Raw genomic sequence first — 24,389 nt, 5'->3', positions numbered from 1 at the left:
TCAGTCGGTCGCGAGGAGCGCGTCGACGTCGGCGGTCTCCTCGGTGATCCCGTACTCGGCCATCAGCTCGGCGACCGTCTCCATCGACTCCACGTTGATCTCCTCCGGGAAGGACGGGAGGGCGATCTGCCCGGCGACCTCCGGGGAGATGCTGGTGTAGGTGGTGATGATCCGGCGCAGCTCGTCCGGGTTGTCCTGGGCGTACTGCAGCGACTCGTTCATCGCGGCCTGGAAGTCGTCGACCAGGTCGGGGTTCTCGGCGAGCATCTGCTCGGTGGTGAAGTAGGTCGCCACGGTGAGGTCCTCCACCGGCTCGGCGAAGTTGCGCACCACGGCCCGGGCGCCCTGGCCGGTGGCGACGGTGACGAACGGCTCGACCACCCAGGCGGCGTCCACGTTGCCGTTGGCGACCGCGGCCGGCATGTCCGGGAAGGGCAGCTCGACGAAGTTGACCGTCGAGGAGTCGCCGCCGGCGTCCTCGACCGCCTTGCGGATCGTGACCTCGCCGATGTTCTTGAAGTTGTTCACCGCCACGGTCTTGCCGGCCAGGTCGGCGGCGGTCTGCACCGGGCTGTCCGCGGGCACGACGACGGCGGAGAAGTCGGTCTCGGGGTCACCGGTGGAGGCGGTCCCGTTGGAGACGACCTGCAGCGGCAGCCCCTGCGTCTGGGCCAGCAGCAGCGAGGTCACGTTGCCGAAGGCGAAGTCGAAGTCCCCGGCGACCACACCGGGCACGGCGGCGGCGCCGCCGGACCCGGGCACCAGTTCCAGCTCGATGCCCCGCTCCTCGAAGAAGCCCTGCTCCTGTCCGAGGTAGATGGGGGCGACGTCGATGATCGGGATGATCCCGACGGCGACCTGGGCCAGACCGCCCTCGGTGTCGGTGGCCGGCTCGTCGGACGAGCCGCCGCAGGCGGTGGCGGTGGTCAGCAGCGCGAGAGCGGTGATCGGGGCGAGCAGGCGACGCATGGTGGCTCCTTTGCCGGGCGTGCGAGGTGGAGAGGGGGTGGAGCCTGGACTAGTGACCGGGGTCCGCGGCCACGGTGGGCTGCCCGGCCCGGTGGCTGCCGGTGGCGACCTCGTCGCGCTGGTGCTGGTCGCCCTTGCGGTGCTTGGCCAGCTGGATCTGCTCGTAGACGTGCCCGCGCAGCTCGGCGAACCGCGGGGAGGAACGGGTCTCCAGCTGGTTGCGCTCGTCGGGCAGGTCGATGGCGAGGTCCTCCATGATCACCGTCGGGGAGGAGGACAGGACCAGCACCCGCTGCCCCAGGTAGACCGACTCGTCGATGTCGTGGGTGACGAAGAGGATGGTCACCCCGAGCTTGTGCCACAGCGACCGGATCAGGTCCTCCAGGTCGGCGCGGGTCTGGGCGTCGACGGCGGCGAACGGCTCGTCCATCAGCAGGACCTTGGGCTCGTACGCCACCGCCCGGGCGATCGCCACCCGCTGCTGCATGCCGCCGGACAGCTGCCACGGGTAGGCGCTGTGCACGTCGGCCAGGCCCACGGCCTCCAGCGCGTCGCGCACCAGCTCCCGCCGGCGGGCCTTGTCCAGCTTCTTCTGCTTCAGCGGCAGCTCGACGTTGCCCTCCACCGTCAGCCACGGGTACAGGCTGCGGCCGTACTCCTGGAAGACCACCGCCATCGCCTCCGGCGGCCCGTCGACCCGCGAGCCGGCGAGGGTGACCGTGCCGGCGGTGGGCTCCAGCAGCCCGGCGATGCACTTGAGCAGCGTCGTCTTCCCCGCACCCGAGGGGCCCACGATGCAGACCAGCTCACCGTCTCCGACGGAGAAGGTCAGGTCACGGACGGCCTCGACGGTGCGGCCGGAGCCGGTGTAGGTCTTCTGCACGCCGGAGACGTCGAGCAGCGGCTGGGTCATCAGTTCTCTCCTCGCTGAGATCGGCGCAGGCCGTGGTACCAGCGCAGGGTGCGCCGTTCGAAGAGCTGGAAGAGCAGGGACAGGACGAACCCGAGCAGGCCGAGCAGCAGGATGCCGCTCCACATCTCCGGGATGGCGAAGCTGCGCTGGAACTGGATGACGCTGAAGCCCAGCCCGTTGGTGGAGGCGAACATCTCGCTGATGACCATGAGGATGATCGAGATCGACAGCGCCTGGCGCATGCCGGCGACGATCTGCGGGCTGGCGGCCGGCAGCACCAGGTGGCGGAGCCGGGCCAGGCCGGTGACGCCGTAGGACCGGGAGGTGTCGGAGAGGACCTCGTCGACCGCGCGCACGCCCTCGACGGTGTTCAGCAACACCGGCCAGACCGCGCCGGAGATGATCACGATGACCTTCGCGGTGTCCCCGATCCCGGCGAACAGGAACAGGATCGGGATCAGCGCCGGTGGCGGGATGGCGCGGAAGAACTCCAGCACTGGCTCGGTCACCCGGCGCAGCGTGCGGTTGGCGCCCAGCAGCACGCCCAGCCCGACCCCGAGGACGACCGCACCGGTGTAGCCGATCAGCAGCCGGGTGACGCTGGGCAGGACGTCGGCGCGCAGCCGCTCGGAGAACCAGACGTCACCGAAGGTCGTCAGGATCGTCTGCAGCGGCGGTGCGTAGTAGTTCGTGCTGTCCGCCGACCACACCCACCACAGCGTGACCAGGACGACGGGCAGGGTGAGCGCGTAGCCCACCGTCCTGCCCCAGCGCAGCACCGGGTTCATGTCAGCCCCCCACGTCCGCGCGCACCGACGAGTGCCACGCCAGCGTCCGGCGCTCCAGCACCCGTGCCGCCAGGTTGACCACCACGCCGAGCAACCCGGTGAAGATCACCAGGCCGTACACCAGCGGGACGGCGTTCGACGACTGCGCCAGCGCGATCTCCGCGCCCAGCCCGGTGCCGATGCCGACCAGGCCGGCCGTCACGGCCAGGATCAGCGCGACGGCCGCACCCAGCCGCACGCCGGTCATCACGTAGGGCAGCGCCGTCGGCCAGATCAGGTACCGGACCCGGGCCCAGCGGCCCAGGTGGTAGGACCGCGCCGTCTCCCGGGCCACCGGGTCGACGTCCTGCACCCCGTAGATGACCTGGATCAGGATCTGCCAGAACGAGGCGTAGACCACCAGCAGCAGCGTCGACTGCAGCCCCAGGCCCAGCAGCAGCACCGCCAGCGGGATCAGCGCCACCGACGGCACCGGCCGCAGGAACTCGATCGTCGAGGCGGTGAACCGGCGCAGCACCTCGACGCTGCCGATCAGCAGGCCCAGGCCGATGCCGGCCACCAGTGCGATCCCGAGCCCGATCCCCCACGCCTGGACCGTCTCCGCGGTCGCGGCCCAGAAGCGGTCGGTGCCGGCTGCCTCCACCAGCGCCCGGACCATCTCGCTGAACGGCGGGAAGTAGTCGGCCGACACGATGCCGGTGCGGGGCAGCAGCTCGAGCAGCGCGGCGAAGGCGACCAGCCCGAGCAGGCCGAGGACGGACGACGGGAGCTCGGGACGGCGCCGTCGGGCGGGCTCGGCGCCCGCGCGAGCGGGGCGCACCTCCGTCGTGCTCATGGCGCCGCCCGGGTGAGCAGGTGCATCAGGTGCCTGTCCTCCACGGTGAGGGCGGTGGTCGAACCTGTCAGCCGATGGGGTGGACGACCACGTCGGTTCCACTACGGTGTGCGGCATACGAACAAGCGTTCAGGTAGAGAACGTAGGTCGTGAGGCCAGTCACGTCAACGCCCGTGATGGAGCCGTGATCGGGCGCCGAGGCAGCCGCCCGGGAGGAGTTCGATGGACGCGACGGCACCCCCCGACGACGAGGGCGGCAGCGAGCGACCGGCCGCCTTCGTCCAGTCACTGGAGCGTGGTCTCGCCGTCATCCGGGCCTTCGACGCCGAGCACACCCAGCTGACCCTCAGCGAGGTCGCCCGGCAGACCGGCCTCACCCGCGCAGCGGCCCGCCGGTTCCTGCTCACCCTGGTCGAGCTCGGGTACGTCCGCTTCGACGGCCGGCTGTTCGCGCTGCGCCCGCGGGTGCTGGAGCTGGGCTACGCCTACCTCTCCGGGCTGTCCCTGCCCGAGGTCGCCCGCCCGCACATGGAGCAGCTGGCCGCCGACGTGCACGAGTCGTGCTCGCTGTCGGTGCTGGACGGCGAGGAGATCGTCTACGTCGCCCGGGTGCCGACCAAGCGGATCATGACCGTCGCCATCAACCTCGGCACCCGGTTCCCGGCGCACGCGACCTCCATGGGCCGGGTGCTGCTGGCGTCCCGGCCGGAGACCGAGCGCGAGCGCTACCTGCAGACCGCGCAGCTGTCGGCGCTGACCCCGTTCACCGTCACCGACCCCGACCGGCTCCGCCGGGCCCTCGACGAGACCCTCGCCCAGGGCTGGGCACTGGTCGACCAGGAGCTCGAGGAGGGGCTGCGGTCGATCGCCGTGCCCGTGCGGGACGGCGACGGCGCCGTGCTCGCCGCCATGAACATCTCCGCCTCCGCCCGGCACAGCACCCCCCAGGCGGTCCGCGACGAGCTGCTGCCCCCGCTCCGGGCGGCGGCCCGGGAGATCGAGCTGGACCTGCGCCGCAGCCCCGGCTGACCGGGCGGGGTCAGCGGCGCCGCACCGCGTAGGTGAAGGCGTCGACCAGGGCGTGCCAGGAGGCCTCGACGATGTTGTCGTGCACCCCGACGGTGGTCCACTCCCCCACCCCGTCGCTGCTGTCGACGAGCACCCGGGTGGTGGCGCTGGTGCCGCCGTTCCACCCCAGGATGCGCACCTTGTAGTCGGCCAGCGAGACGTCGGCCAGGTGCGGGTACCGGCTGACCAGAGCCTGGCGCAGCGCGTTGTCCAGGGCGTTGACCGGGCCGTTGCCCTCGCCGGTGCTGATCACCCGCTCCGTCGTCCCGTCGTCGTTCGGCACGTGCACCTTGACCGTGGCCTCGCTGACCACCACCCCGTTCCCCCAGTGCTCCACCGAGGTGCGGTAGCTCTCCAGCTCGAACAGCGGCGCGGGGGCACCGGGCAGCTGCGCGCGCAGCAACAGCTCGAACGAGGCGTCCGCGGCCTCGAAGGACCAGCCGTCGGCCTCCAGCACCTTGACCTGGTCGACCACCCGGCCGATGGCGCCGGCCTGCCCGGCCAGGTCGACCCCCAGCTCCCGCCCCTTCAGCTCGATGGACGCCCGGCCGGCCATCTCGGTGACCAGGATGCGCATGTCGTTGCCGACGACGGCGGGGTCCAGGTGGTTGTAGAGCTCCGGGCTCACCTTGATCGCGCTGGCGTGCAGGCCGGCCTTGTGCGCGAACGCCGAGGCACCGACGAACGGCTGGTGGTCGTCGGGGGCGATGTTGGCCAGCTCCGCGATGGCGTGGCTGACCCGCTTGAGCTCGGGCAGGCACCCGTCCGGCACCACGGGCAGCCCCATCTTGGTCACCAGGTTGCCGATCAGCGCGAACGTGTCGGCGTTGCCGGCCCGCTCGCCGTAGCCGTTGGCGGTGCCCTGCACGTGGGTCACCCCGGCCTCGACGGCGGCCAGGGTGTTGGCGACCGCGCAGCCGGTGTCGTCCTGGCAGTGGATGCCGAGCTTCCCGGTGGTGCGCGCGCGGACGTCGGCCACCACCCGGCCCACGCCCATCGGCAGCATCCCGCCGTTGGTGTCGCAGAGCACGCCCACCTCGGCGCCGGCGGCGAAGGCGGCCTCCAGCACCGCGACGCCGTGGTCGGGGTCGGCGGCGTACCCGTCGAAGAAGTGCTCGCAGTCGAGGAAGACCCGCCGTCCGTGGGAGACCAGGAAGGCGACGGTGTCGGCGACCATCGCGAGGTTCTCCTCGGGCGTGGTGCGCAGTGCCTCCCGCACGTGCCGCACGTCGGACTTGGCCACCAGGCACACCACCGGGGTCTGCGCGTCCAGCAGCGCGCGCACCTGCGGGTCGTCCTCGACCCGGACGCCGACCTTGCGGGTGGCGCCGAAGGCCACCAGCTGCGCGTGCCGGAGGTCCAGCTCGGTGCGCGCCCGGGCGAAGAACTCGGTGTCCTTGGGCATCGCCCCCGGCCAGCCGCCCTCGATGAAGCCGACCCCGATCTCGTCGAGCAGCCGGGCGACGGCGAGCTTGTCGGCGACGGAGTAGCTCACGCCCTCGCGCTGGGCGCCGTCGCGCAGCGTCGTGTCGAAGACGTGGAACGAGTCGGTGTCGACGACGTGGAACGAGGTGGTGTCAGTGGCAGGGGGCTTGGCCACGGTGTCTCCCGGGTCGGCTCGGTACTGGGCCCAGACACGAAAAAACCTCCCGGGGTACGGGAGGTTGCGCGCAGTCCGGGGAGGTGACTGCGCGCTAGCTGATGATCGTGCGGGTGGCGTCCATCACGGCCAGTACAGCACGCCGAGTCCCTGGAGTGGAACCGGCGTTCCACCCCCTGGGACGGCGGACACCGGGTCACCCGACGTCGATCACCACGCTGCCGGTCTTCTCTCCGCGCTCGACGTACCGGTGGGCCTCGACGATCTGCGCGAGGGGCCAGCGCCGGTCGTCGAGGACGGGCCGGAAGGCGCCCGAGGCCAGGAGGTCCCGCAGGTCGGCGGGCATGGCCGGGTCCTGTACCGGGACGGGGAAGACGACCCGGCGCCGGCGCAGCAACGGCGTGACCGCGGCCAGCACCGGGTTCTGCGCCAGCCGCCCCAGGTCGGTGGACACGTAGCGGCCGCGGGGGCGCAGGAGCCGACGGCACTGGCGGAACGAGCTCTTCCCGACCGCGTCCACGACGACGTCGTAGCGGTGCGGGTCGGCCCGGAAGTCCTCGGTCGTGCGGTCGATGACCCGTTCGGCGCCCAGGCTGCGCACCAGGTCGGCCCGGGCCCCGTCGCAGACGGCGGTGACGTGCGCACCGAGGTCGCGCAGCAGCTGGACCACCGCCGAGCCGATCGCCCCGGTGGCGCCGTGGACGAGGACGTCCTCACCCGCCCTGATCCGCGCCCGCCGCAGGACCGCCACCGCGTAGTGGGCGCCCTCGGTGGCGGCCGCCGCGACGTCGTCGGGGACGTCGTCGGGCACCCGCGCCAGGAAGCCGTCGGCGGGGACGGTGAGGAACTGCGCGTGCGCACCGAACCGGCCCTCGACGTAGCCGAACACCCGGTCACCGACCGCGAGGTCACCCACCCCGGCACCGACCTCCGCCACCACGCCGGCGAACTCGGTGCCCAGGACGGTCGCGCGGGGCCGGCGCACCCCGGTGAGCAGCCGGGTGAGCAGGGGCGTGCCCGCCCGGTACGCGCAGTCGGTGCGGTTGACCGTGGTGCAGCGCACCCGGACCAGCAGCTCGCCCGGGCCGGCGACCGGCATCGGCACCTCGGTGACCCGGACGACGTCCGGCGGACCGTAGCGTTCCCGCACCGCAGCCAGCACGGCGGTGACGCTAGCGCCGGGACGACCCGGCCGGTAGCTCCCCGCTCAGCCGGCGAGGGCGGCCAGCCGGTCGCCGACCTCGGTGGTGCGGATCGTCCCCTTCGGGTCGCGGGTGGAGAGGTCGAAGGAGACGGCGGCGTTGACCTTCTTGGCCAGCTCGGGCCGGCCCAGGTGCTCCAGCAGCAGCCCGACCGAGAGCACGGTGGCCGTCGGGTCGGCGATGCCCTGCCCGGCGATGTCCGGCGCGGAGCCGTGCACCGGCTCGAACATGCTCGGGTTGGTGCCCGACACGTCGAGGTTGCCGCTGGCGGCCAGCCCGATCCCGCCGGTGACCGCGGCGGCGACGTCGGTGACGATGTCGCCGAAGAGGTTGTCGGTGACGATCACGTCGTAGCGGCCCGGGTCGGTGATGAAGAACATCGCCGCGGCGTCGACGTGCTGGTAGGCCACGCTGACCTCGGGGAACTCGGCGGAGAGCTCCTCGACGGTGCGCGACCACAGCGAGCCGGCGTGGGTGAGCACGTTGGTCTTGTGGATCAGCGTGAGGTGCTTCCGCGGCCGGGCGACCGCCCGCTCGAAGGCGTACCGGACGACGCGCTCCACGCCGAAGGCGGTGTTCAGGCTGACCTCGGTGGCCACCTCGTGCGGCGTGTCCCGCCGCAGCACCCCGCCGTTGCCGACGTAGGGACCCTCGGTGCCCTCGCGCACGCAGAGCATGTCGATCTCACCGGGCTCGGCCAGCGGGCTGCGCACGCCGTCGAACAACCGCGCCGGGCGGAGGTTGACGTGGTGGTCGAGCTCGAAGCGCAGCTTGAGCAGCAGCCCACGCTCCAGGATGCCGCTGGGCACCCCGGGGTCACCGACCGCACCGAGCAGGATCGCGTCGTGCTGCCGGAGCTCCTCCAGCACCGAGTCCGGGAGCAGCTCACCGCTGCGGTGCCAGCGGGCCGCCCCCAGGTCGTAGAAGGTGCTCTCGATGTCCGGGGCGACCGCGCCCAGGACCTTGAGGCCCTCGGCCACCACCTCGGGACCGATGCCGTCTCCAGGGACCACTGCCAGGCGCATGAGGCCAGAGGTTAGTGGGCGCCCGGCTCGGGCCTGGCACCCGCACACGCCGGACGCCCTCCGCAGGTGGTGCTCGCGGAGGGCGTCCGGGTGGTGCGGTGCTGGTCAGGGCGCCGTGGGCGCCCCCGGCCGCACCGCGATCGGGACCGTCAGGGCCCGGCCGGTGCCGGTGTCGTTGTGCGACACCACCACCATCGCGCCCTTGAAGCCGCCGACCGACGTGTCGGCCGCGTACGACGCGCTCTGGGTGACCGCGATCGTCGTGCCGTTCATCGCCGGGACGAGCACCGCCGGTGCGCCGTCCACGGTGAACGACAGCCCCGGGTCGAGCGGGTCGAAGCTCATCCGCTCCGAGGCCAGCTCGGCCTCACCCGTCAGGCTCAGCACCGTGCCCACGCCGTCGACCGTGCCGTACGCGCTGGCGGACTGGACCCCGAAGGAGATCCGGCCCTGCACCAGCGGCAGAACCGACGTCGGCACGCCCATGACCTGGACGTCGGAGTCGTAGACGTTGGTGTCGACCGTGCCGTCGGCCACGTTGAGGAATCCGATGTAGGGGTCCTCGGCCGGCAGCAGCTGGTACTGACGGTCGGTGACGACCACCAGCGGCACGTCGTAGTCGGGGATCCGGGTGGTGGTCACCTGGTAGTCCCACGCGCCGTCACCGGTCGCGTCGACGTAGACGCCGTAGTTCACGGCCGTCTCCGGCGAGGTGGACCGGCCGTGCGCGGTGACCCCGAAGTACAGCCACGGGTCCGCCGGGCTGGCTGCCACGTCGGAGGCCACCCCCACCATCGCCAGGTCGACCGACCGTTCCAGCTCGGACTTGTAGCAGTCCGGCAGGGCGGCGTCGGCGCACCGGGGCATCTCCGGGCTGCGGCCCAGGCCCTCGAAGGCGGTGGCCAGCGAGGTGTAGGACGTCGGCTCGAACGCCGGGCCGTTGCTGACGCCCCGACCGACCAGGGTGATCGAGGTGCCGCCCTGACGGTCCTGTGCGATCAGGTTCGACGCCGGCTCCGGGTTCGCGTGCACCGGTACCCGGAGCGTCGGTGCGTCGCCCTTCTGCGGGGTGAGCACCACCCGGCCACTGGCCTCGCCCAGGAACTGCCGGCCGTCGTCGGTGACCATCGTCGGGTCGGCCACCTTGCGCAGCTGGTCCCGCTTGACGGTCAGGACGACGTTGACCACCGTCTTCGTGTTCGGCGCGACGTGCACCACCGAGGGCTCCACCCGGTAGCTGGCACCGGGCTGGTCGACCAGCGCCTCGTATCGGATCTTGTAGCCGACGGTCCGGTCGCTCTTGTTGGAGACGGTGATCTGCTTGTTCTGCACCAGCTTCGGGTCGACCGCCTCGATCACCCCGAACGAGGCGGACACGACGCCGGAGCCGGCGTCGGCGTAGGCCAGCACCTGGTTGTCCAGGGCCGCCCGGGCGTCGATGCGGCCGGCGCCCTGCCGGTTCGGGCCGTAGACGACGCCCTCGGCGGTGTGCACGTCGTGGACGGCGGTGTTCATCAGGTCGGCCTTGACCTCCTCCGTCGTCCAGTCCGGGTGCGCGGCGCGGATCAGCGCGGTGACCCCGGAGGTGACCGGGGCGGCCATCGACGTGCCGGACTGGCTGACGCCCTCGTCGCCCGTGCCGACCGCTGCGGAGTACACCGTCACGCCGGGCGCGGAGACGTCCGGCTTGAGGCCACCGGCCTGGCGGGTGCCGCGCGAGGAGAACGACGCGAGCAGGTCGACCTGCGCCGGGTCGTCGACGGTGGCGGCGTCCTTGAGGCTCGGGCCGAAGGTGACCGTCACCGGGCCGGCCTGGACGGCGGCGGTGAGCGCCGCACCGTCGGTCGCGGTGATGAGGATGCCCGGGATCTCCGGGACCCCGGTGATCCCGGTCTCGAGCAGGTCGTCGTCACCGATGATCATGAACCCGACGGCGCCATGGTCCCGGGCGTTGGAGCCCTTGGCCACCGAACCGCAGGCGAACCCGTCGGCCTCGATGAGGACGATCTCGCCGGTGTAGTCCCCACTCCACGGGGCGCAGCCGGTCGGGTCGTCCCCGGCCTCGGGCAGGACGACCGGGCCGGTCACGTCCGGCTTGAGCTCCCCCGCCTCGTCGCGGTCGCTGTAGGCGATCGAGCGCAGGCCCGGCCGGATGCCGCTGGGGCCCCCGCCGGAGACGACCTGCCAGCCGTCGAAGATGCCGTAGCCGTCGTTGGACGCGGCGACGCCGATCCCGCGCGGGGCGTTGCCCGGCGAGCCGCCGATGTCGTAGCTGTCACCGGCGTTGCCGGCGGACATGACGACGAGCATGCCGTGCTCCATCGCCTCGTTCGCGACCATCGCGTCGGCGTCGTCGGCCAGGCCGTAGTCCGAGCCGAGGGAGAGGTTGACGACGTCGAGGTGGTCGTCGATCGACCCGTCGCCGTCGGGGTCCATCGCCCACTCCAGGGCCTGGATGGTGACGTCGGTCGAGCCGTCGCAGCCGAACACCTTGAGCGCGTACAGCGAGGCGTCCGGCGCCATGCCGGGACCGATCCGCAGCGCGCCCGGGTCGAAGGACTCGTCGTAGGCGCCGGTGTAGGTCTGCCCGTCCGCGGTCACGCCGTAGCCCGCTGCGGTGCCGGCCACGTGGGTGCCGTGCCCGTTGCAGTCCAGCGGGTTGTCGTCGGGCATGGCCACCGGCTGGTGGTCCGGGGAACTCGGGTCGGCGTTGTAGCTGTCGCCGACGAAGTCGCGCCCGCCGACCACCTTGGCGTTCGGGTAGACCCCGGCCGGGGCGGGAGCTGCCTCGGCGGCCTGGAGCGCCGCGTACTGCGCGACGTCGCCGCTGCCGCCGAAGTCGGCGTGGGTGTAGTCGATGCCCGTGTCGATGATGCCGATGGAGACGCCCTCGCCGGTGTTGCCCAGCGCCTGCCAGGCCTCGACGGCCCGGACGACCTCGGCGGCGCCGGTGTTGCTGATCTCCTTCGGGGTGATCGCGTGCACCGCGGTGACCCCGGGCAGCGCGGTCAACGCCTCGTAGTCGCTGGCGTCCGCGGACACCGCGACGCCGGGCACGACCGTGGAGGCGGTGTAGAGCACCTCGGCGTCGGCCACCGAGTCCGGCAGGTCGGCGACGACCTGGTCGGCGGCGGCCTCGACCTCCGGCTTGGCGGCCCGGGCCGCGTCGGCGGCCTCCGCCTGCCCCTCCCCCTCGTCGAGTGCGTCGGAGTAGACCTGCGAGGTGCCGGTCTCGTCGATCTCCAGGAAGAAGGACGTCGGACCGCGCTGCGGCAGGCCCGCCGGCCGCGCCTGGGCGGCCAGCTGGGACCTGAGCTGGTCCAGCTGACCGGCGCTCAGGTCGGCCTGCCCCCGGTCGGCCACCGGTACGGCGGGCGCGGCCAGCGCACCGCCGACGCCCCCCGTCGTGACCAGGGCGGCCGTCATGGCGACGACCCCCGTCCGGACGGCGACGCGTCGGCGTCCCGCCCGGTTCGTGTGCGTGCTGCTCGGACCCACGGGCACCCCTGTCAGTGATTCGTGCGGGAGGACCGCCCGACCGACCACCAGGAGCGGTGACCAGCTGAGACGGACCAGTCACACGGTGCTCGCCGTGGTCACCGGGGGCCAATAGGCCGTTCGGCGCAGCGCAGCCCGTCGCACAGCGCATCTGCGCAGCGTCCTCGGGCATCGACCCGGTCTCGGGGCCGCCGACATCTGGACACCGGCGTGCCGCGCGCCGTTCGGCGGAACGAGATCGGGCAGATGACACGTTGGATCAGCCCTCAACCACCGTTCGGCCCAGTCGGCCGGATCGACCCCGGACACGACGAGGCCGCGTCGCCCCCGGAGGGACGACGCGGCCCGTGGTCGCGCAGGAGACGAGCGGGTCAGCTCGGGTTGAGGTCGGCGGTCCGGGCCTGCCCGGCGCCGATCCGCTGACCGATGTCGGCCAGCAGCTCCCCGCTGACCGGGCTGTCGACGGTCACGGCCATCAGCGCCTCGCCGCCCTGGGTGGTACGGCTGACCTGTGCGCCGGCGATGTTGACCCCTGCCTCGCCGAGCGCGGCCCCCACCGTGCCGACGACGCCGGGCCGGTCGGCGTAGACGAAGAACATCAGGTAGCCGTCGGCGGCCAGGTCGATCTCGAAACCACTGACCTCGGTCAGCTTCGGCACCTGGTTCTTGCCGTAGAGCGTGCCCGAGACGGTCACCTCCGTGCCGTCGGCCATCGCCCCCCGCACGGTGATCAGGTTGCGGTAGTGCGGGCTCTCGGTGCTGCTGGACAGGGTGACGTCCAGGCCCCGCTGGTCGGCCAGCAGCGGCGCGTTGACGTAGGTGACCGGCTCCTCGACGACGTCGGAGAAGACGCCCCGCAGCACCGCCAGCTGGACGACGGAGACGTCGAACTCGGCGATCTTGCCCTGTACCTCCACGTGCACCGACTGGGCCAGCCCACCGGCGACCGCGGTGAACACCCGGCCCAGCTTCTCGGCCAGCGGCAGCCCGGGGCGGACGTCCTCGGCGACGATGCCGCCGGCCTGGACGTTCACCGCGTCAGGCACGAAGTCGCCCTGCAGCGCCAGCCGGACGCTGCGTGCCACGGCGGTGCCGGCCTTGTCCTGCGCCTCGGTGGTGGAGGCGCCCAGGTGCGGGGTGACCACCACGTTCGGCAGCCCGAACAGCGGGCTGTCGGTGCAGGGCTCCTTGGCGTACACGTCGATGCCAGCGGCACCGACCTGGCCGGACCGCAGCGCCTCGGCCAGGGCGGCCTCGTCGACCAGCCCGCCCCGGGCGGCGTTGACGATGATGACGCCGCGCTTGGTGGCGGCGAGCTGCTCGGCGCCGATCAGCCCGAGGGTCTCCGGCGTCTTGGGCAGGTGGACGGTGATGAAGTCCGACTCCCGCAGCAGCTCGTCCAGGGACACCAGCCGGACTCCGAGCTGGGCGGCCCGGCCGGGCTGGATGTAGGGGTCGTAGGCGATCAGGGTGACGCCGAAGGCGGCCAGCCGCTGGGCGACCAGCACCCCGATCCGGCCCAGCCCGACGACGCCGACGGTCTTCTCGGTGACCTCGACGCCGGTGAACTTCGACCGCGCCCACTTCCCGTCCCGCAGCGAGGCGTCGGCAGCCGGGATGTGCCGGGCGGCGGCGAGCAGCAGCGCGACGGCGTGCTCGGCGGCGCTGACGATGTTGGAGGTCGGGGCGTTGACGACCAGGACACCGCGCTCGGTGGCCGCGGGGACGTCGACGTTGTCCAGGCCGATGCCGGCCCGCGCGACGACCTTGAGCTGCGGCGCCGCCGCGAGCGCCTCGGCGTCGATCTGGGTGGCCGAGCGGATGAGCACGGCTGATGCGTCGGCCAGCGCGGGCAGCAGGGCGCCCCGGTCGGCGCCGTCGACGTGGCGGATCTCGACGTCGCCTCCCAGCACCTCCAACACGCTGGGCGCGAGCTCTTCGGCGATCAGGACTACGGGCGTGGTCGTGGTCACGGCTCCACAGCGTAGGGACGCCGCCCACCCCGCGGCGCGCCGGTGTCCGCTGGTCCCACTGGGTGGACACACGGACGGACCCCCGTGCTTGCCCGGCCCTGCCGGCACCGCCAAGCTGGCGGCGAAGCGCCGGTACCACCGGCCTCGTCGGAGGAGAACATGAGCAGCGACCGGGACGACGCCCAGGGCCGTCACGAGACGACCCCGTTCGGCCAGCAGCCGGAGGAGGGAGAGCCACCGCCGGCCCCGGGGAACACCGGCTCCACCGCGTTCGGGCAGGACTCCCAGCCCGGGGAGCAGTACGGCCAACAGCAGTACGGCCAGCAGCAGTACGGCCAGCCCTCGTACGGGCCCCCGACCGGCCAGAACCCGTACGAGCAGCCGGACCCGCAGTACGGCCAGGGCGGGACGGGCCAGGGCCAGGGCCAGTACGGCCAACCGCAGTACGGGCAACCCCAGTACGGCCAGCCCCAGTACGGGCAGGGCCAGTACGGCGAGGGCCAGTACGGCCAACCCCAGTACGGCCAGTACGGCCAACCGCAGTACGGCCAGTACGGGCAGGGCCAGTACGGGCAGGGCCAGTACGGGCAGGGCCAGTACGGGCAGTACGGCCAGCCCGACCCCTACGGCCAGCAGCAGTACGGCCAGCAGGGCCAGTCCTACGGGCAGTACGGGTACGGGGAGCCCCCGTCGACCGCCCGCCCCGGCGCGGTGATCACCGCCGCCGTCCTGGGCTTCGTGCTGGCGGCGTTCGGCGTCCTGGTCGGCTTCTTCCTGATCGTCTTCGGCGCCGCGGCCCTCGCCGGCGCCGAGGGCTTCGACGAGGAGCTCTTCGACGTCGCCGGCGGCGGGCTCGGTGCGGTCGGCGGGATCTCGCTGGCCTTCGGGCTGATCACCGTGCTGTGGACGGTGCTGATGATCTGGGGCTCGGTCTGGGCGCTGACCGGCCGCAACCGGGTGCTGCTCATCGTCGGCGGGTCGATCGCCATCGCGTTCACCGGCCTGACCCTCATCGGCGCCCTCGGCGACGGGGACGGCGGGGCCATCCTGTTCTCCCTGCTGCTGGTCGCCGCCGCGGTCGCGACCGTCGTGCTGGTGTGCCTCAAGCCGGCCGGCCGCTACTTCGCCGCCCGCCGGGCGCAGCGGGCAGCCACCCGCTGACCCCTCCCCCGGACGCGACACGGCCCCCGCAGCAGACGCTGCGGGGGCCGTGTCGTGTCGCCCCCGTGAGGGGGCCCTGCTCAGCGGGCGGCGGTGCCGGTGTAGTCGTCGCTGGCGCTGACCCAGCTCATCAGGCCACGGAGCTTGCGGCCGGTCTCCTCGATCGGGTGCGCCTCCGCAGCGGCCCGCTTGGCCGTGAAGTCCGGCGCCCCGGCGTCCTGGTCGGCGATGAAGGCGGCGGCCCAGGAGCCGTCCTTGATCGCGGCGAGGACCTCCTTCATCGACTCCTTGACGCGGGCGTCGACGACCTTCGGGCCGGAGGTGTAGTCGCCGTACTCGGCCGTGTCGCTGACCGACCAGCGCTGCTTGGCGATGCCGCCCTCGTACATGAGGTCGACGATCAGCTTGAGCTCGTGCAGGCACTCGAAGTAGGCGATCTCGGGCTGGTAGCCGGCCTCGGTGAGGGTCTCGAACCCGGCGGCCACCAGCGCCGACATGCCGCCGCAGAGCACGGCCTGCTCACCGAACAGGTCGGTCTCGGTCTCCTCGGCGAACGTCGTCTTGATGACGCCGGCGCGGGTGCCGCCGATGCCCTTGGCGTAGGAGAGCGCGAGGGCCTGGGCGCTGCCGCTGGCGTCCTGCTCGACGGCGATGAGGCAGGGCACGCCCTTGCCGTCGCTGAACTCGCGGCGGACCAGGTGCCCGGGGCCCTTGGGGGCGACCATGGCGACGTCGACGCCGGCCGGGGGCTTGATGTAGCCGAAGCGGATGTTGAAGCCGTGGCCGAAGAACAGCGCGTCGCCGTCCTGCAGGTTGGGCTCGACCGACTCGGCGTACAGCGTCCGCTGCACGTGGTCCGGGGCGAGGATCATGATCAGGTCGGCCTCGGCGGACGCCTCGGCGGGGGTGACCACGCGCAGGCCCTCGGCCTCGGCCTTGGCCCGGCTCTTCGAGCCCTCGGGCAGGCCGACCCGGACGTCGACGCCGGAGTCACGCAGCGACAGCGCGTGGGCGTGGCCCTGGCTGCCGTAGCCCAGGACGGCGACGGTGCGCCCCTGGATGATCGAGAGGTCGGCGTCGTCGTCGTAGAAGATCTCGGCGGCCATGCGGTTCGTGCTCCTTCGGTTCGGTTCGTTCGTGGATGAGTTCAGCGGCCCCCTCCAGAGGCTCGTCCCGAGCGTGCGAGGGATGAGGAGGAGGGGGTCCTTTCAGGCGGAGCGCTCGACCGGGCGCAAGGTACCGGCGCCGCTCATCGACCGCGGTCCGCGGCCCAGGGCGACGGTGCCGGACTGGGCCATCTCCTTGATGCCGAGCGGTGCGAGGACGGCCAGCAGCGCCTGCAGCTTGTCCGGCGTGCCGGTGGCCTCGAGCGTGACGGTGTCGGTGTTGACGTCGATCACCCGGGCGCGGAAGAGCTCGGCGGTCTGCAGCACCTGGGCGCGGTCGGCCAGCGGCGCGCGCACCTTGACCAGCAGCAGCTCACGCTGCACCGCGGCGGTGTCCAGCTCGACGATCTTGATCACCTCGATCAGCTTGTTCAGCTGCTTGGTGATCTGCTCCAGCGGCTGCGCCTCGGCGTCGGCCACGATCGTCATCCGGGACAGGTCCGGGTTCTCCGTCGGCCCCACGGCGAGGGACTCGATGTTGAACCCGCGCCGGCTGAACAGCGCCGAGACCCGGGCCAGGACGCCGGACTTGTTCTCCACCAGGACCGAGAGCGTGTGCCTCGTCATCCCTACACCTGTCCCTCTCCGAAGACCGGGCGCACGTCGCGCGCGGCCAGGATCTCGTCGTTGCTCTTGCCGGCGGCGACCATCGGCCACACCTGGGCGTCAGAGCCGACGATGAAGTCGATGACGACGGGCGCGTCGTTGATCGCCATGGCCTTCTCGATCACCGCGTCGACGTCGTCCTTGGACTCGCAGCGCAGCCCGACGCAGCCCAGCGCCTCGGCGAGGGTGACGAAGTCGGGGATGCGGACCTGCCGGGCCGCCCCCTCCTTGCCACCGTGGGTGTTCAGGTGGGTGTTGGAGTAGCGGCCCTCGTAGAACAGGGTCTGCCACTGCCGGACCATGCCGAGGTTGCCGTTGTTGATGACGGCGACCTTGATCGGGATGCCCTCGATGGCGCAGGTGGCCAGCTCCTGGTTGGTCATCTGGAAGCAGCCGTCGCCGTCGATCGCCCACACGGTGGTGCCGGGCATGCCGTACTTGGCGCCCATCGCGGCCGGGACGGCGTAGCCCATGGTGCCCAGGCCACCGCTGTTGAGCCAGGTGCCGGGCTTCTCGTACTTGACGAACTGGGCGGCCCACATCTGGTGCTGCCCGACCCCGGAGGCGTAGATGGCGTCCGGGCCGGCGATGGCACCCAGCCGCTCGATCACGTACTGCGGGGAGAGCATCCCGTCCTCGGGCCAGTCGTAGCCCAGCGGGTACCGGGTGCGCCAGTCCTCCAACTGCGTCCACCAGGCGTCCAGGTCCGGGGTGCGCCCAGCCTCGTGCTCGGCGCGCAGCGCGGACACCAGCTCGATGATCGTGGCCTTGGCGTCGCCGACGATCGGGACGTCGGCCTTGCGGTTCTTGCCGATCTCGGCCGGGTCGATGTCGGCGTGGACGACGGCGGCGTGCGGGGCGAAGCTGGACAGCTCGCCGGTCACCCGGTCGTCGAAGCGGGCGCCCAGGGCGACCAGCAGGTCGGCCTTCTGCAGCGCGGTGACCGCGGTGACGTTGCCGTGCATGCCCGGCATGCCCAGGTTCTGCCGGTGGCTGTCCGGGAAGGCCCCGCGGGCCATCAGCGTGGTGACCACCGGGGCGCCGGTCAGCTCGGCCAGCTCGGCCAGCTCCTCGGCGGCACCGGCCTTGAGGACGCCGCCGCCGACGTAGAGGACCGGCTGACGGGCGGCCGCGATGAGCGCCGCGGCCTCGCGCACCTGCTTGCCGTGCGGGCGGGTGGTCGGCTTGTAGCCGGGCAGGTCGATCTTCGGCGGCCAGCTGAAGTCGGTGGTGGCCTGCAGGACGTCCTTGGGGATGTCGACCAGCACCGGCCCGGGGCGCCCGGTGCTCGCCAGGTGGAAGGCCTCGGCGATCTTCTGCGGGATCTCCGCCGCGTCGGTGACCAGGAAGTTGTGCTTGGTCACCGGCATGGTGATGCCGCGGATGTCGGCCTCCTGGAAGGCGTCGGTGCCGATGGCGGCGGTCGGCACCTGCCCGGTGATCGCGACCATGGGCACCGAGTCCATGTAGGCGTCGGCCAGCGGGGTGACCAGGTTCGTCGCGCCGGGACCGGAGGTGGCCATGCAGACGCCGACCCGGCCGGTGGCCTGGGCGTACCCGGTGGCGGCGTGCCCGGCGCCCTGCTCGTGCCGGACCAGCACGTGCCGCAGCGCGGAGTCGAACAGCGGGTCGTAGGCCGGCAGGATCGCCCCGCCCGGGATGCCGAAGACCACCTCGACACCGACCGCCTCCAGCGACCGGACCAGGCTCTGCGCACCGGTGATGCCGGAAGCCGGCTCCGCGGCGGCCTCGGCCATCGACCGGGCGGTCGTCTCCACCCCGAGGGTGGCCTGGGCGGCGGCCTCGCTGGGGACGACGGCCGTGGCCGGCGCGGGACCGGCACCAGGAGCCGGGCCGACCGAGGGGCCGGCTGCGGACGAGGGGTGGGCCGCGGCGGTGCGGCCGGTGCTGGTGGTGCTCATCTCGACGATCTCCCTGGGCGCGGGGTGGGGTGCTGCGGCGGACGCCTGTCGGTGGGCGGGGAGTCGGCCAGGCGGTGCCCGGCCAACAAAAAACCCCTCGTGCCGGCTGGCACGGAGGGGTGGCGCGTCGGTCGGGAGGGACCGGCGCGCTAGTGGATCGCTACGAGCAGACGAGTGCGTGGCACGAGGACACTGTGCGCCCCGCAGCACGACCACGTCAACCGCGACGTCCCACGTCGTGGGATGGGCCTAGACGGTTCCTGGGACGGCGGTCGCCGCCGACACCGGTCCGGACACGACGTCGAGCAGGTCCGGGTCGAACGCGTCGATGACCGCCGGCAGTTCCGCGGGGCTGGTCGGGCGGCCCAGCAGGAAGCCCTGCAGGTACCGGCAGCCGAGGTCGCGCAGCGCCGCCAGCTGCTCGGGGGTCTCCACGCCCTCGGCGACGACGTCGATGGACAACCGCTGCCCGAGCTCGATGACGCTGTGCACGAGTGCGGCGCTGCGCGCGTCCTCGGCGATGCCGGCGAGGAACTCCCGGTCCATCTTGAGCACGTCGACCGGCAGCCGGGCCAGGTAGGCGAAGGTCGAGTACCCCCGCCCGAAGTCGTCGAGGGAGATGACGCACCCCATGTCGTGCAGCGTCTGCAGGTCGCCGTCGGCCCGGTCCGGCTGACCGATGAACAGCGACTCGGTCACCTCCAGCATGAGCCGCTGCGGCGGCAGCCCGGCCCGCGCGAGAGCGGCGGCGACGTCGGGCACCAGGCTGCCCGACTGCAGGTGCCGCACGCTGATGTTCACCCCCAGTCGCAGGTCGCGGCCCGCGCGGACCAGGCCGGCCAGCTCGGCGGTCGCCTGGTCCAGCACCCACCGCTGCAGCGGCACGATCAGCCCGTCGTCCTCGGCCAGCGGCACGAACTCCTCCGGCGACACCTCACCGAGCACCGGGTGGTCCCAGCGGACCAGCGCCTCGACGCCCAGCACCCGGCGCTCCGCGACGCCGACGACCGGCTGGTAGACCAGCCGGAGCTGCCCCCGGGACAGCGCGTCGGGCAGGTCGCGGGCCAGCCTGGTGCGCCGGACGGTGGCGCTGTCGGCGGTCTCGCCGTGCCGACGTACCCGCCCCTTGCCGGCGGCCTTGGCCGCACGCAGGGCCAGGTCCGCGTGCCGGATGGTCGCCGGCACCTCGTCGGCCGGGGCCAGCTCGGTGACCCCGATGCTGCAGGAGACGTCGAAGACCAGGTCCGGGTCCGCGCCCGGGGTGGGCACCGAGCGGTGGACACCGGCCAGCTCGGCGATGATCCGCTCCCCCAGCGCCGTCGCCTCGTCCAGGTCGGCCCGCACGACGACGGCGAACTCGTCACCGCCGAGCCGTCCGACCAGGTCCCGGTCCCGGACGGAGGCGCGCAGCCGGTCGGCGACCTCGGTCAGCAGCAGGTCACCGGCCTCGTGCCCGGCGATGTCGTTGACCGCCTTGAAGCCGTCGAGGTCCAGCAGCAGCAGGCACGAGGCCTCCCCCTCCGCGGCCCGGCTGCGGGCGCCGGCCAGCGCGGCCATCAGCCGGGCCCGGTTGGGCAGCCCGGTGAGGTAGTCGGTGTAGGCCATCCGCTCCAGCTCGAGCTCGCTGTGCCGGCGCTCGTCGACGTGCCGCAGGTACAGCACCAGCCCGCCGCCACCCAGCTCGGGGGCGGTGACGTCGGGGCGCCGCAGGTCACCGGAGGCGAGCACCCGCACCGTCTCGTAGGACCGCCAGCTCCCGTCCTTGCCGCGCAGCCGGAAGACCCGCCCGCGGCTCTGCCCCGGGTCGGCGCCCGTGGTCAGCACTGCCGCCAGCTCGGCCCGGTCCTCGCCGTGCACGAACTCCACCAGCTGCCGGCCCTCGAGGTCGCGCGCCGACCAGCCGTGCGGGTGCCGGCCCGCGGTGGAGTCCCAGGTGATCCGACCGCGGTGGTCCAGGACGATGGTGACGTCGGCGGCGCTGTGCACCAGCGTCCGGAAGTAGGCCTCGGTGCGCAGCACCTGCCGGGTCAGCCGGGCGCCGTCCGCCGCCCACACCAGGGTGCGGGCGAAGGTGAGCAGCAGCAGCAGGGCCGCGGCCATCGCCTCGACCGGCAGGATCGACCTCCCGCCGATCCGGCCGACCAGCAGCACGAGCACCACGCCGAAGGCGGCGCAGTAGCTGACCACCACGCCCAGCAGGGGCACCTCGGGGGGCTCGTCCGGGTCGGTGGACCGTCCCGGGTCGGCGGCGATGGCGAGGGTGCCGAAGCCCAGCATGGCCAGCCAGGCGGTGCCGCTCACCACGTCGGTGACGACGGAGGGGCGGACCACGGCGATGGCCCCGCTGACGGTCACCACGGCCACCGCGGCGAAGCAGCCCAGCAGCCAGCCGGCAGCGGCCCGCCGGGCCTGCCCCACCCCCGCGAAGGTGACCAGCCCGACGGTGCACAGCACCACCCCGGCGGCGGGGTAGCCGTGTGCCATGAGGTCGTCGACGGAGTCGGCCGTCCGGTCCAGCGCGGCACCGATCACCATCTCGGCCAGCGCGGACAGCGCGACCAGGGCGACGGCCGCATCCAGCGCCACCCGGGCACCGATCCCGATGGTGGCCGACCGGATCAGCCGGGCGCAGCCCAGCAGCGCGAACGGGACCGCGGCCACCAGCGGGACGTCCTGCGGCCCGGCGGTCACCGCGTTGACCCCGACCCCGCGCACGGCGGCGATCGCCTCGCCCAGCGTCAGCAGACCGGCGAGGACGGCGAACGCCCGCCAGGGCGCCGCGGACTCCCGGTCCAGCCGCATCGCGTGCCGCACCACGAGCACCCCGATGGCCAGCGACGCCGCGCTGAGCACCGCCGGTGCCGTGTGCGCCGCGGCCGCGGGCCAGGCCGTCTCCACGAGGGCGAGGCCGACGGCGACCGCGCCGAGCAGGGACAGCACCGCCGCCCGGGGCCAGCGCGCCACCGCGGGCACGAGGGGCAGCGCCGGCACGCCGGCCGACGACGCAGGCAGTGCGGTCACGAGGCGCCGACCCGACCGGTCAGCCCGGGCCACAGCCGCCCGGTGTCGGACTCCAGCAGCTGCACCAGTCCGGTCAGCCCGACCGGGCGGGAGAGCAGGAACCCCTGGGCGTACCCGCACCCGAGGCCGCGCAGGACCGTCAGCTGGCTGGTGGTCTCCACGCCCTCGGCCACGACGTCGATGCCCAGGGTCGCGGCCAGCGTGACCACGGCCTGGCAGACCGCCCGGCTGTAGGGGTCCCGGTCCACCCGGGACAGCAGGCTCCGGTCCAGCTTGATGATGTCGACCGGCAGCCGGCCGAGCGCGGGCAGCGAGGAGCGCCCGCTGCCGAAGTCGTCCAGGGCCAGGCGCACGCCCATCAGCCGCAACGCCGCCACGTCGTCGGCGAGCGCATCGACCTCGAGGATCGACTCGGCGATCTCCAGCACCAGTCTCTCCGGCGGCAGGCCACTGTCCCGCAGGGCAGCCGTCACGTCACCGACCAGCGTCCCGGCCGCGAGGTGGGCGGCCGAGACGTCGACCGCCAGCTTCAGCTCACCACGGTCCCGCGGCAGGGTCAGCGCAGCGGCGGTCGCCTCGCGCAGCACCCAGCGCTGCAGGTCCACCGCCAGCCCGGCCCGCTCGGCGACCGGCAGGAACTCCTCCGGCGGCACCTCCCCGTGCAGCGGGTGCTGCCAGCGCAGCAGCGCCTCGACCCCGGTGACCCGCTGGTCGTCCAGGGCGACGATCGGCTGCCAGACCAGGGCGAGCTCGCCGCGCTCCCGGGCGCCGACCAGGTCCTCGCGCAGCTGCTCCCGGCGGTCGCGAGCCGCGGACAGCTCAGCGCGGTACCGGCGCACCGAGCCGCTGCCGGCCGACCGGGCGTCCACGACGGCGAGCTCGGCCCGGTCGACCGCCTGCTCCTCGGTCAGCCCGCGCTCCAGCGACACCAGCCCGACCGCCCCGGACAGGTCCACGATCCCGGCGTCGGTCACGATCGGCGCCTCGATCGCCGCGAGGCACCGGTCGGCGAGCCGGTCGTGCTCGTCCCCGGTCCCGTGCGCCAGCACGCTGAAGAGCTCGGTGCCGACCCGGGCCACCTGGTCCTCGCCGCGCACGGTCGCGCGCAGCCGGCGGGCGACCTCGCCCAGCGTCGTCTCGACGACCTCGCTGCCGGCGTTGTCGAGGGCCTCGCGCAGGCCGTGCAGCTCGACCAGCAGCAGCGCGGCGTCGGTCGGCGCGTCGTCCGGACCGGCCAGCAGCCCGGCCAGGGCCAGCCGTTGGGCCGCCCGGTTCGGCAGCCCGGTGAGGGGGTCGACGAAGGCCAGCGAGCGCAGCTCGTGCTCACGGTCGAGCCGGGCGGTGACGTCGCGGCAGTGCAGCACGAGCGCCGCGACGTCGGCGTCCCCGCGCAGGTCGCTGACCCCGGCCTCGAAGACCCGCCAGGCGCCGGTGCGGTCGGCCAGCCGGAAGCAGCGCAGCCCGCTGACGTCCCCGTCCGACCCCTCGCCGGTGAGCCAGGCGGTCACCTCGGCGGCGTCCTCCGGGTGCACGACGTGCGGCAGCAGCCGGCCCCGCAGGCCCGGTTCGTCGGCCGGCTCCACCGCGGGAGCCGCCCAGCCGATCCGCAGGTCGCCGTCGAGGATGAGCACCGCGTCGCTGCTGGAGCGGACCAGCGAGCGGAAGTAGGCCTCGCTCCGGCGCAGCCGCGCGGCGACCCGGTGCTCGACCCGGGCGGCGGTGGCGCGGTGGACGGCGGTCAGGGACAGACAGCTCAGCAGGGCGACCGTGGCGGCCGGGGAGGGATCGGCACCCAACAGCGGCGCACCGAGGTAGACGACCCCGGCGGCCACGGTCACCAGGTGCGGGAGCAGCTGACCGACCACGTTGAGCCGGGCACTGGCCCGGGTCGGCGGCGCCTCGGCGTGGGCGCCCGGATCACGCACCGCCGCCACGCAGACCAGCAGCAGGGCGACGAGCTCACCGGCGGGTGCGGCGCCGTCCAGGGCGGCGAGGTGCAGCTCCTCGCCGGCGATCGCCAGGCCGTGCGTGGTCGCCCAGGTCGCTGCGGCGAGCAGCAGCAGGGCGCCGGCGCACCGCCGCGGCCCGGCGGACGCCGCGATCACCAGGAGGACGGCGGACAGCACCGAGGCGGTCACCAGGCAGGCGACCTCCAGGACGACGCGGTCCGCGCCGTCCAGGGGCTGGGTCCGCATCGCCGGTCCGACCACCAGCACCTGGGCCAGGACCAGGGAGGCGCAGAAGAAGAGGGCGGTCTCGGTGGCCAGCCGGGCACCGCCACGGCGCAGCCTGCCCCGGGACAGCAGGGTGAGGACGGCGACCAGCGCGAGCAGCGCCGCCGGCAGCTGGACCAGTCGCCCGGCGGCGTCGAACACGCCCTCCGGCGGAGGGTCGGGCAGCAGCCCGGCGAACAGGCTGGTGCCCAGCCCGAGGAGCACGGCGACGGAGAGCAGCCGCCAGCCGCGCAGGCCGCCGGAGAGGCGGCCCCCGGCGCGCCACAGCAGCCCGGCGGTGACCAGCGCGGCAGCGCACAGCAGCAGGTCGGCGGCCAGCGGGGCGGCACCGCCCGCGGCCCCGGTGAGCACCGGGACGGCGACCAGCCACCCAAGTGCCCGCCACCGGCGTGTCCGCTCCACCCCAGG

16 protein-coding genes are annotated in these 24,389 nt (G+C 73.4%); 2 read left to right on the top strand and 14 right to left on the bottom strand.

Annotated elements, in window-relative coordinates; all coding sequences use genetic code 11:
- Genes O2W15_RS14210 through O2W15_RS14195 form a run of 4 tightly spaced genes read right to left on the bottom strand, consistent with a single transcriptional unit; the run spans nucleotide 1 to nucleotide 3,505 of the window.
- Entirely contained in the window at nucleotides 1–969 is a 969-nt protein-coding gene (locus tag O2W15_RS14210; protein ID WP_269165319.1) for an ABC transporter substrate-binding protein, read from the bottom strand.
- Nucleotides 970–1,018: 49 nt separating this feature from the next.
- Nucleotides 1,019–1,882, bottom strand: a complete 864-nt coding sequence (locus tag O2W15_RS14205; RefSeq protein WP_269179868.1) for an ABC transporter ATP-binding protein — start codon at nucleotides 1,880–1,882, stop codon at nucleotides 1,019–1,021.
- Complete coding sequence (locus O2W15_RS14200; protein WP_269165321.1) at nucleotides 1,882–2,670, bottom strand: ABC transporter permease; 789 nt, start codon at nucleotides 2,668–2,670, stop codon at nucleotides 1,882–1,884. Before O2W15_RS14200 ends, O2W15_RS14205 begins: the two co-directional genes overlap by 1 nt.
- Before the next feature lies 1 nt (nucleotide 2,671).
- Nucleotides 2,672–3,505, bottom strand: coding sequence for an ABC transporter permease (locus tag O2W15_RS14195; protein WP_269165322.1), 834 nt, complete (start codon nucleotides 3,503–3,505; stop codon nucleotides 2,672–2,674).
- A gap of 222 nt (nucleotides 3,506–3,727) precedes the next feature.
- On the opposite strand from O2W15_RS14195, the gene O2W15_RS14190 reads away from it, so the two are divergent.
- Complete coding sequence (locus O2W15_RS14190) at nucleotides 3,728–4,534, top strand: IclR family transcriptional regulator domain-containing protein (RefSeq protein ID WP_269179867.1); 807 nt, start codon at nucleotides 3,728–3,730, stop codon at nucleotides 4,532–4,534.
- A gap of 10 nt (nucleotides 4,535–4,544) precedes the next feature.
- Here the strand turns inward: O2W15_RS14190 and cimA are convergent, their stop codons facing one another.
- From cimA to serA, 5 genes are all read right to left on the bottom strand, one after another.
- Nucleotides 4,545–6,173, bottom strand: coding sequence for a citramalate synthase (cimA, locus tag O2W15_RS14185; RefSeq protein WP_269179866.1), 1,629 nt, complete (start codon nucleotides 6,171–6,173; stop codon nucleotides 4,545–4,547).
- 196 nt (nucleotides 6,174–6,369) lie between these two features.
- A complete protein-coding gene (locus tag O2W15_RS14180; protein ID WP_269179865.1) occupies nucleotides 6,370–7,335 on the bottom strand; it encodes an NAD(P)-dependent alcohol dehydrogenase in 966 nt (321 codons plus the stop codon).
- Nucleotides 7,336–7,380: 45 nt separating this feature from the next.
- The gene (locus O2W15_RS14175; RefSeq protein WP_269179864.1) at nucleotides 7,381–8,400 is read right to left on the bottom strand and encodes a 3-isopropylmalate dehydrogenase; all 1,020 of its coding nucleotides are present in this window, start codon (nucleotides 8,398–8,400) and stop codon (nucleotides 7,381–7,383) included.
- A 105-nt stretch (nucleotides 8,401–8,505) separates the two neighbouring features.
- Nucleotides 8,506–11,826, bottom strand: a complete 3,321-nt coding sequence (locus tag O2W15_RS14170) for a S8 family peptidase (RefSeq protein WP_269179863.1) — start codon at nucleotides 11,824–11,826, stop codon at nucleotides 8,506–8,508.
- 443 nt (nucleotides 11,827–12,269) lie between these two features.
- Nucleotides 12,270–13,871 carry a phosphoglycerate dehydrogenase gene (gene serA / locus O2W15_RS14165; protein ID WP_269165328.1) on the bottom strand — a complete coding sequence of 534 codons (1,602 nt, stop codon included), beginning with the start codon at nucleotides 13,869–13,871 and terminating at the stop codon, nucleotides 12,270–12,272.
- A 159-nt stretch (nucleotides 13,872–14,030) separates the two neighbouring features.
- Between serA and O2W15_RS14160 the strand changes: the two genes are divergently transcribed.
- Nucleotides 14,031–15,032, top strand: a complete 1,002-nt coding sequence (locus tag O2W15_RS14160; RefSeq protein WP_269179862.1) for a hypothetical protein — start codon at nucleotides 14,031–14,033, stop codon at nucleotides 15,030–15,032.
- Between the two features lie 80 nt (nucleotides 15,033–15,112).
- On the opposite strand, the gene ilvC is transcribed toward O2W15_RS14160, so the two are convergent.
- The 5 genes from ilvC to O2W15_RS14135 form a co-directional block, all read right to left on the bottom strand.
- On the bottom strand, nucleotides 15,113–16,138 hold the full coding sequence (ilvC, locus tag O2W15_RS14155) for a ketol-acid reductoisomerase (protein WP_269165330.1): 1,026 nt from the start codon (nucleotides 16,136–16,138) through the stop codon (nucleotides 15,113–15,115).
- Nucleotides 16,139–16,240: 102 nt separating this feature from the next.
- A complete protein-coding gene (ilvN, locus tag O2W15_RS14150) occupies nucleotides 16,241–16,765 on the bottom strand; it encodes an acetolactate synthase small subunit (protein ID WP_036340025.1) in 525 nt (174 codons plus the stop codon).
- A 2-nt stretch (nucleotides 16,766–16,767) separates the two neighbouring features.
- On the bottom strand, nucleotides 16,768–18,726 hold the full coding sequence (locus O2W15_RS14145) for an acetolactate synthase large subunit (protein ID WP_269179861.1): 1,959 nt from the start codon (nucleotides 18,724–18,726) through the stop codon (nucleotides 16,768–16,770).
- Between the two features lie 249 nt (nucleotides 18,727–18,975).
- Complete coding sequence (locus tag O2W15_RS14140) at nucleotides 18,976–21,747, bottom strand: putative bifunctional diguanylate cyclase/phosphodiesterase (RefSeq protein WP_269179860.1); 2,772 nt, start codon at nucleotides 21,745–21,747, stop codon at nucleotides 18,976–18,978.
- Nucleotides 21,744–24,383 carry a putative bifunctional diguanylate cyclase/phosphodiesterase gene (locus O2W15_RS14135; RefSeq protein WP_269179859.1) on the bottom strand — a complete coding sequence of 880 codons (2,640 nt, stop codon included), beginning with the start codon at nucleotides 24,381–24,383 and terminating at the stop codon, nucleotides 21,744–21,746. The genes O2W15_RS14140 and O2W15_RS14135 overlap by 4 nt, the downstream gene beginning before the upstream one ends.
- Between the last annotated feature and the right edge of the window lie 6 nt (nucleotides 24,384–24,389).

Source organism: Modestobacter sp. VKM Ac-2979, assembly GCF_026967995.1.
Classification (GTDB): domain Bacteria; phylum Actinomycetota; class Actinomycetes; order Mycobacteriales; family Geodermatophilaceae; genus Modestobacter.
Note: the sequence above shows the minus strand (reverse complement) of the source record. Positions and strands in the feature narration are given on the sequence as shown.